The organism is Gemmatimonas sp. (assembly GCF_041689975.1).
GTDB lineage: Bacteria > Gemmatimonadota > Gemmatimonadetes > Gemmatimonadales > Gemmatimonadaceae > Gemmatimonas.
This window is the reverse complement of record NZ_JBDNFF010000189.1, coordinates 1-8,204: the sequence shown is the minus strand read 5'-3', so window position 1 is coordinate 8,204 and position 8,204 is coordinate 1. Positions and strand designations below refer to the sequence as shown.

6 protein-coding genes and 7 tRNA genes are annotated in these 8,204 nt (G+C 64.8%); 3 read left to right on the top strand and 10 right to left on the bottom strand.

All coding sequences use genetic code 11. The features are described from left to right. Positions 1–33: 33 nt before the first annotated feature. The 9 genes from ACESNG_RS12115 to ACESNG_RS12075 all read right to left on the bottom strand — a co-directional run bounded on the left by ACESNG_RS12115 (position 34) and on the right by ACESNG_RS12075 (position 2,574). Positions 34–105 (bottom strand) — tRNA-Thr (locus ACESNG_RS12115). A 49-nt stretch (positions 106–154) separates the two neighbouring features. Continuing rightward, positions 155–236 (bottom strand) — tRNA-Leu (locus ACESNG_RS12110). A 76-nt stretch (positions 237–312) separates the two neighbouring features. Continuing rightward, positions 313–387 (bottom strand) — tRNA-Asp (locus tag ACESNG_RS12105). A 45-nt stretch (positions 388–432) separates the two neighbouring features. Continuing rightward, positions 433–504, bottom strand: a tRNA-Glu gene (locus tag ACESNG_RS12100). Positions 505–543: 39 nt separating this feature from the next. Continuing rightward, a tRNA-Glu gene (locus ACESNG_RS12095) sits at positions 544–616 on the bottom strand. A gap of 146 nt (positions 617–762) precedes the next feature. Then, positions 763–835 (bottom strand) — tRNA-Trp (locus ACESNG_RS12090). A 41-nt stretch (positions 836–876) separates the two neighbouring features. Then, positions 877–950 (bottom strand) — tRNA-His (locus ACESNG_RS12085). A gap of 164 nt (positions 951–1,114) precedes the next feature. Then, complete coding sequence (gene efp, locus ACESNG_RS12080) at positions 1,115–1,681, bottom strand: elongation factor P (RefSeq protein WP_373064218.1); 567 nt, start codon at positions 1,679–1,681, stop codon at positions 1,115–1,117. 188 nt (positions 1,682–1,869) lie between these two features. Continuing rightward, positions 1,870–2,574, bottom strand: coding sequence for an arylesterase (locus ACESNG_RS12075; protein ID WP_373069157.1), 705 nt, complete (start codon positions 2,572–2,574; stop codon positions 1,870–1,872). Here ACESNG_RS12075 and ACESNG_RS12070 point away from each other — a divergent pair. Beyond that, positions 2,573–3,349 (top strand): ABC transporter ATP-binding protein, encoded by a 777-nt coding sequence (locus tag ACESNG_RS12070; RefSeq protein ID WP_373069155.1) that lies wholly within the window; start codon positions 2,573–2,575, stop codon positions 3,347–3,349. The two genes, ACESNG_RS12075 and ACESNG_RS12070, sit on opposite strands and share 2 nt — an antisense overlap. Further along, entirely contained in the window at positions 3,346–6,135 is a 2,790-nt protein-coding gene (locus ACESNG_RS12065) for an ABC transporter permease (protein WP_373064212.1), read from the top strand. The genes ACESNG_RS12070 and ACESNG_RS12065 overlap by 4 nt, the downstream gene beginning before the upstream one ends. A gap of 6 nt (positions 6,136–6,141) precedes the next feature. Here the strand turns inward: ACESNG_RS12065 and ACESNG_RS12060 are convergent, their stop codons facing one another. Further along, entirely contained in the window at positions 6,142–6,975 is an 834-nt protein-coding gene (locus tag ACESNG_RS12060; protein WP_373069153.1) for a hypothetical protein, read from the bottom strand. 287 nt (positions 6,976–7,262) lie between these two features. Here ACESNG_RS12060 and ACESNG_RS12055 point away from each other — a divergent pair. Further along, on the top strand, positions 7,263–8,204 hold a 942-nt coding region (locus ACESNG_RS12055; RefSeq protein ID WP_373069151.1), incomplete at its 3' end, for a tetratricopeptide repeat protein.

Here is an 8,204-nt window from a genome sequence, read left to right as displayed (position 1 = left end):
TATGCTGCTAGGAATCTGCTCTGCACCAACCAGAGCCACAGATCGGGATTGAACCGATGACCGCCCGATTACGAATCGGGTGCTCTACCACTGAGCTACTGTGGCGTTCGATCTCACGGTGAGGTGCCGTGTCCTGCTATCCAACGGTAAACAGTGCCCTCGCGCGGACTCGAACCGCGACGCCGTTAAGCACTACCACCTCAAAGTAGCGCGTCTACCAATTCCAGCACGAGGGCGCACAACACCTGCAGCACTGCATCTGTGTTCGCGGAAACACCAACCACACCTGCACCCCAAACATCCGCGGAACAACGGGAGCGACGGGGCTCGAACCCGCGACCTCTCGAGTGACAGTCGAGTGCTCTAACCAAACTGAGCTACGCCCCCCAACAACGTCCTGCACCTGCATCAGCCAGCTCCATGGGGAGCTGATAGCTCCAACGGGAATCGAACCCGTCTCTCAACCTTGAAAGGGTCGTGTCCTAACCGATAGACGATGGAGCCAGAGTCTACGTCGAACCTGTACTGCACCAGCACCTTCAGTAGCGGTAACGGGATTCGAACCCGTGTTCCAGCCTTGAGAGGGCTGTGTCCTAGTCCCCTAGACGATACCGCCGTCGTCAGTCGCCGAAGGCGACCTGCCGACGGCGGTGATGCTATTTCCTGTCGCGATCGCTGATCGCGATCACTCCCCGCTCCCTTCACCGAACAGCGCCCGTTCTACTCTCAACTCCCTACCCCTTACTCTCTACTCCAAAAGAACAGGCCCGGAGGGAATCGAACCCCCAACCGCCGGTTTTGGAGACCGGTGCTCTACCAATTGAGCTACGGACCTCCTGAAGCGCCTTGACTCACCAGCGCTTGCAGTGTGACCAGGGTGACCGACGGGAATTGAACCCGCAACCCCCGGAATCACAATCCGGTGCTCTAACCAATTGAGCTACGGCCACCATGGACGAACGCGTGTGCTTTCACCCATCACGTCCGACGCCGACATCCTCTCGGTCATCACCAAGGCTGACAACCGATGGGAGACGCAAACTCTAACCAGACGAAAGACCGATTGCAAGCGGAGCAGCCATACTTCGCCCCGACTTTCTTCCCGGTCGAACGCTCACTCCTTCGCGCGCTCGAGATACTCGCCCGTCGTTGGGTTCACGCGGACACGCGTGCCCTCTTCCACGAACTCCGGCACGTTGACGGTGACGCCGTTCGACAGCTTCGCCGGCTTCGACGATGCCGTCTTCGTCGCACCGCGAACCACCGGGGCGGTCTCGACGATCTCGAAGATCAGCGAGTTCGGCAGCTCGATGCCGATCGGACGGCCGTTGTAGTACTCGGCCAGAATCTTCATGCCCGGCTGCATCCACGGCGCCGAATCACCTAACGACTCCTCATCCATCTCGATCTGATCGTAGTTCGAGATGTTCATGAAGTGAAACACGTCGCCGCCCTGATACATGAACTCCAGTTCCTGCGTTTCCATGTCCGCCTTCACGATCGTGTCCGCCGCGCGGAACCGATGCTCGAAGTTCGAACCCGTACGCAGGTTCTTCAGCTTCGCCTGCACCATGGCACGCAGGTTACCCGGCGTGTGGTGACGGAACTCGACGACTCGGCACGGATCGTTCTCGAACACGAGAACCATACCACGTCGGATCTGGGTCGCAGAAAAGGCCATGCGAACGACACCTTCAAACAAGGGACATCGGGGGCGAGCCCCCGCAGGATACCAACCGGAATACAGCGCGGGTTCCGCCCACCGATCGGGATTCCCTATCGGGAGACCATCGACAAGCTAATCCTTCGCAGCTTCGAAAAGTAACCGCGCATAGCTGGGACTGGAAGAGGCTGCCCGCACCCGACGTGTCAGCCGCCGGAGGGAATTCCGCCGGACGAGTACTTCGCCAACAGCGGCGCCAGGCCACGCCAGACCGTATCGGCCACCCGCTGCGAACCCTCTGGATTCGGGTGAATGCCGTCGGCCTGATTGAGCCGGGCGTCACCGGCGACGCCCTCGAGCAAAAACGGGAGGAGCGGCACGCCCGTTTCCTTGGCCGCCCGCACGTAGGCTTGATGAAAGCGCGTGGTATAGCTGCCACCAAAATTCGTGGGCGCCTCCATCTGGACCAACGCCACTCCAGCCTCCGGCCGCTGAGTGCGGACCACCCGCACCAGTGCCACGATGTTGGCGTAGGTCGAGTCGGGGTCTACGCCGCGCAGGCCGTCGTTCGCGCCCACCTCGAGCACCACCAGCGATGCCGGCTGATCGAGCACCCAGCCTGCGCGGCGCAACGCGCCGGCCGAGGTCTCGCCGCTCAGCCCCGCATTCACGATGCGCACCGCAAACCCTGCCGAATCCGCCATCTGCTGCAAGAGCGCCGGGTACGCCTTCTCCGGATCGAGCCCCAGCCCCGCCGTCAGGCTCGTCCCGAGAAACACCACCCGCGACGGGGTTGCCCCCGCGCCGTTCTCCCCGGTTCTTTCGGCCGATGCCGATTTTCCGCCGACGGAATCCAAACGACCGGTTTCACCGTTAGTGCCACAGGCTGCTCCCAATGCCGTCAGGGCCATGAGTACCGCACTCGCCGCTCGGCGACCGACTTTCCTCTTCTGTTCCAATCGCATGCTCGTTGCCCGTGGGTTGACCAAGGAATACCAGAGTGGCACGCAGCGCCTCACGGTGTTGCGTGACGTGTCGTTCGACGTGCCCCAAGGCGCGTTCGTCTCGATCGTGGGGCCGTCCGGCAGTGGCAAGACCACCCTGCTCGGACTGCTCGCCGGGCTTGATACCCCGTCACAGGGGACAGTGTCGCTCGATGGCGAAGAATTCGGAAGTCTCGACGAAGATCGCCGCGCCAAACTGCGTGGCGAAAAGGTCGGCTTCGTATTTCAGAGCTTCCAGCTGATCCCTACGCTCACGGCCCTCGAGAACGTGCAGGTTCCCCTCGAGCTCTCCGGCGCCGTCTCGGCGAAGGAAGCCACGATCCGCGCCCGCGATCTGCTCGCTCGCGTGGGGCTGGGTGACCGCACGCACCACTTTCCGCAGCAGCTCTCCGGCGGCGAACAGCAGCGGGTGGCGCTGGCCCGTGCCTTTGTCAACGAGCCGCGCATTCTCTTCGCTGACGAACCCACCGGAAACCTCGATGGCGCCACCGGCGAGCGCATCGTGGAACTGCTGCAGGCGCTCAATCGCGAGCGCGGCTGCACCATCGTGCTTGTCACGCACGACGTGGCGCTCGCCGCTCGGACGCAGCGCACTATTCGGCTGCGCGACGGCGTCGTGGTGGAAGACATCATGCACGAGCCGGCCGCCGCTTCGTCGGCCGTTGCCCCGTTGCTCTCATGACGACGCAGGCCCTGCTCCGCCTCGCCTGGCGGGAGAGTCGCACGGCCCGGCGTCGGTTGGCGCTGTACATGTCGTCGATCGCCTTCGGTGTCGCCGCACTCGTGGCGATCGACTCGTTCGCTGGCAACGTGACCCGATCGATCCGCGAACAGTCGCGCACGCTGCTGGGCGGTGACATGGCGCTGCAGGCACGTGCCGCCTTCCCTGCTGTGGTCGATACGCTGCTCGATTCGCTGCGCGCGGACAACATCGCGACGTCACGGGTCACAACGTTTGCGAGTATGGCGCTGGCCGAGCCGTCGGGCGGCACACGACTCGTGCAAGTGCGCGCCGTCTCACCCGGCTATCCGTTCTACGGCGAAATTGAAACGGTGCCCGCCAACGCCTGGGCACGCGTGCACCGTGAATCCATCGTGTTCGTCGATCCGTCGCTGCTGGTGGCGCTGAACGCCAGTGTCGGGGATTCGCTGCGACTCGGCCAGAAGATGTTCGCGATCGCGGGCACACTCGGCAACGTACCCGGCGACGCCGGAATCACCGCCGTGATCGGCCCGCGCGTGTATCTGTCGGATACGTGGCTCGACGCCACCGCGCTGCTCAAATTCGGCAGTCGCGCCGAGTACGATGTGGTGCTCAGACTGCCGGCGACACTGGCGGCACCAGCCACCGCAAAACGTGTGGCGCGTGACCTGCGGCGTCGCATCGATCCGAAGGCCGCGGCGCTGCAAGAGGCGCAGGAAGCGCGCGGCGGCGAAGGCCGTGGCCCTGGCGGCGACGCCGATGGACCGCCGGCCGACGCGCCGACGACGGTTACCAAGACAACCGACACGAAGGTGGCCGACACGGCGGTAAAGAACGCTGCACCTGCGCTCGCATCCGCACCCGACCCGGCCTCGGGGCTGGTGTCAGGAGTCGTGCGCACCCGCGTGCGTGTGCGAACCGTAGAAGACACCGAACGGGATTTCACCGAGTCGGTCGCCCGTCTGGCAGACTTCCTGAGCATCATCGGACTCATCGCACTGCTGCTGGGCGGCATCGGTGTCGCCAGTGGCGTGAATGCGTTCGTGTCGGCCAAGATCGACACGGTGGCCGTGCTGCGCTGCCTGGGCGCCACCAGTCGACAAGTGCTGGCGCTGTACGTCGTGCAGTCGGCGGCCATGGGCCTCGTAGGCGCGATCGCCGGCACGTTGCTCGGCGTCGCAATCCAGTTCCTGCTGCCAGGTGTGGTTTCGGACTTCCTTCCCATCGATATCGAACTCGCACTCGAGCCACGCCCGCTGATTCTCGGCCTCGCGACGGGCGTGTGGGTCTCGCTGGTGTTCGCCATGCGACCATTGCTCGCGCTGCGTCGCGTCTCGCCATTGCAGGCGATTCGCCGGGAGATGGACAACGCCGCCCTGCCGCGCGAGTGGAAAGACCCGGCGCGTCTTACGGTCGACGCGCTGTTGGTGAGCAGCATTGTCGGTATCGTGGTGTCGCGCATCGGCAGCCTGCGTCAGGGGCTCTACATCAGCGCCGCGATCGGCGGTGCGGTGCTGGTGTTGTGGATCGCCGCCACATTACTCATCGCGGCCGCGCGCCGCAGCACGCGACCGTCGTGGCCCTTCGAGTTGCGCCAGGGCATCGCGAATCTGCATCGCCCCGCGAATCAGACGCGCGCCGTCACGCTCGCCTTGGGATTCGGTGCGTTTCTACTCAGCACCGTGTATCTCGTACAAGCGAATTTGCTGAGTCGCGTGCAAGCCACCTCTGCCGGGTCAGCCGGGAACCTGCTCTTTTTCGATGTGCAGGACGACCAGGCGGCACCACTCGATTCGCTGTTGCGTGCCCGTCAGCACCCCATCGTGCAACAGACGCCCATCGTGACCATGCGCATCGACGCCTTGAACGGACGCAGTGTGTCGGCATTGACGGCCGACACGAGTGCACGTCGGGCGGGCTGGGCACTTCGTCGCGAGTATCGCAGTACGTATCGCGACTCGCTCGTGGGGTCGGAATCGTTGGTGGCCGGCAAATGGTTCGCCGACTCGTCAACGCGCGCGAAGCGTCGCGCCACCGTTCCCGATGCGCCATTCGAAGTGTCGTTCGAGCGGGACCTCGCGACCGATCTGGGGATCGCGCTTGGCGACACGGTCACGTGGAACGTGCAAGGCGTGCCGATCACCACGATCGTGACCAGTCTGCGTACTGTGAACTTTGCCCGCTTCGAGGCGAACTTCTTCGTGGTGTTCGTTCCCGAAGCCCTGCGTCGTGCACCGCAGCAGTATGTCGTCGTGGCGAACGTGCCGACCGGGCCGGCGATCGCGGCCGTGCAACGCGATATCGTGCGTCGCTTCCCGAACATCTCGAGTCTCGATCTCACGCTCGTGCGGCAGACGATCGGCGCGATTGTGAATCGTGTCACGCTGGCCATCCGATTCCTCGGATTGTTCTCACTGGCAATGGGCGTGCCCGTGCTGTTCAGTGCGGTGGCCGCCACACGACGCGCCCGGCTGCGTGAAGGCGTGCTGTTGCGCACCCTGGGCGCGTCACGAGCGCAGGTGGCACGTGTGCTGCTGGCCGAATACGGCGCGCTAGGTGCATTGGGTGCACTCACCGGCATGGTGCTGGCGTTCGCGGGCGCATGGGGCCTCACGCGATTCGTGTTCAAGGATCCGTTCGATCCCGCCATCGGCCCGACGTTCGCCATCGCGGCCGGCATGCTGCTGCTCACGATGGCGATCGGACTGTTGACCAGTCGCGATGTCTACAAGGAAACGCCGATGGCCGCGATCCGCGAAGCCTGAACGCGCTTACCGTCGACCGATGACGCCGTAGGAGTCGGCGGTGGTACGGCCGTCCTTGAACGCCACCCATATGCGCGCGCCGACCATGCCGCGCAGGGCGCTCGGTACCGACGGTAGTCGCTTGCGACCCGAGCCATCGGTAAGCCGCAAGCCTCCGTTCTCGTCGAGCGTTCCATCCCAGGCCGGCACACCGTCGGACGCGCGCACGACGTAGTCCGACACGACGATGTCGCGCGGCGTGATCATCACGCCGCGCACCATGATCTCGGTTCCGGCCAGTCGAGCAAGCCCCGATGTCGCCATGCCACTCAGCGAAATGTTGTTGCCGTCGGCCCGCAACACGACCTGGCGCGCGGCTTCAGCACCGAGAATCGTGACCACGCCGCGCACGGAATCGCCACGAGTACGCCCGGCCAGATCACTTCCACTGGCGAGACGCTGCGCGATCGCCCGTGCCATCGAATCACCACGGGCCTGCGCGCGCAGACTCATGGTCTGTCCTGCGGTCGTGGCCAATCTATCGCTACCGCCAGCGCCGCCGTTCACGTTCGCGATCGTCCCCTCGTTGGTGCCGCTGGCCGCCACTTCCGTCGCGGTCGTCATCGCAGTGAGCGAGTCGAACATAGCGGCGGGACCACGCTCGGCTTGCGCCAGAAGCGAGTCGCCAAGAAACCCGAGCGTATCGAGTCCAGGTATGTCGCCGGAAATCGTGACGGTCTTCTCACGATTGCAGGCCGCGATGGTGCAAAGCAGCAACAGCTGCCACGCGGCGCGGCAACCCGACTTCGGCGAACACAGCCGTAAGTCATTGTGCGTGAATCGATTCGGCGACGAGTCCATACTTGTGAAGCTACGCTCCGCGGGTGCCGCGTCAACGCGGGAGCACGAAATCGGGCGTGCATCACGATCGCTTTGCGCCGCTCCTGCCGCCCCGGCGCCGATGCATGCCATATTGCGCTGTCGGCCTCGACGTACCGGTCGCCCACACGCGTGGCGGACCACATGATCCACGGTATTTCACTGCCAGCCGCTGACGGCTATGTCGCACCGTGCACGAACGTCACACCGGTGGTACAATCGCGCGAACCACGGTGACGTGGGTTCCAACGGCGCGTCAACTTCACGCGATGAATGAGCTTCTGATGGCACACGGGACCGTGCGCTCCGAGCGCGACGGGTGGATGGATGACAACACGCGAGGCCTCGCCCTTGCCGCTGCGGCGGACTGGGATGAGGCCGCCGAGGCGTTTGCGGCCGCGGCGGATGTGTTGGCACGGCGTGCGCCCGACGAGAGCTCGCATGATGCGCTGGCCCTGATTCTCGGCAACCTGGCACAAGCGTGTTTTCGCGCGGGTCGGACCGACGACGCCCTCAAACATGCGCAGCGAGCCTGCGCGCTCCGCGTGGCACTCGCAGGCGAAGACGCCATGCCGGTCGCCCGTGGGTTCATGGATCTCGCGGTGATGCTGGGCGCCGTCGGTCGGCTCGACGAGGCGCAGGCGCTGATCCAACGCGCGATCTCTGCGGTCGAACGTCATGTGGGCGATGAAGATGCGCGCCTCGCGGTGATGTTGGAGAATGCGGCTCGACTGGCGCTGGCCGCAGGCGCCCCGGCCAATGCGGAGCCGCTGTTGCTCCGTCTGCACGCGCTGCTCCACGCGCACGGCATGCCGACGGATCGTGCCGATCGGCTGTTGGCGAGGGTGGCCGCAGTGCGCTCGCGCGCCGATGTCAGTCGCGCGAAGGCGAACCACGAGGCCAACCGTGTGGAAGCAGTGCGCGCCGAAGCAGCACGCGCGGTGGCCGCCGAGGCGATCGCCGCCGGGGCCGCAGTGGCCGCAGTGGCCGTGTACGCGCACGCGTCCATCGATGAACAGGATGCGCAGGCCGAGTGGGATGATCAGCCACTGCGTGACGCCGTGGCGATCACGGATGTTCTGTTGCGCACCACACCCTCGGGTGTGATTGCGATACGGGAGCCGGTAAACCACGACGCCAAGATTCTCGCGGCGTTCGAAACGGTGGCTGATACGCCCGTCGAACCCATGATCGACCTGGTGCTCGACGTG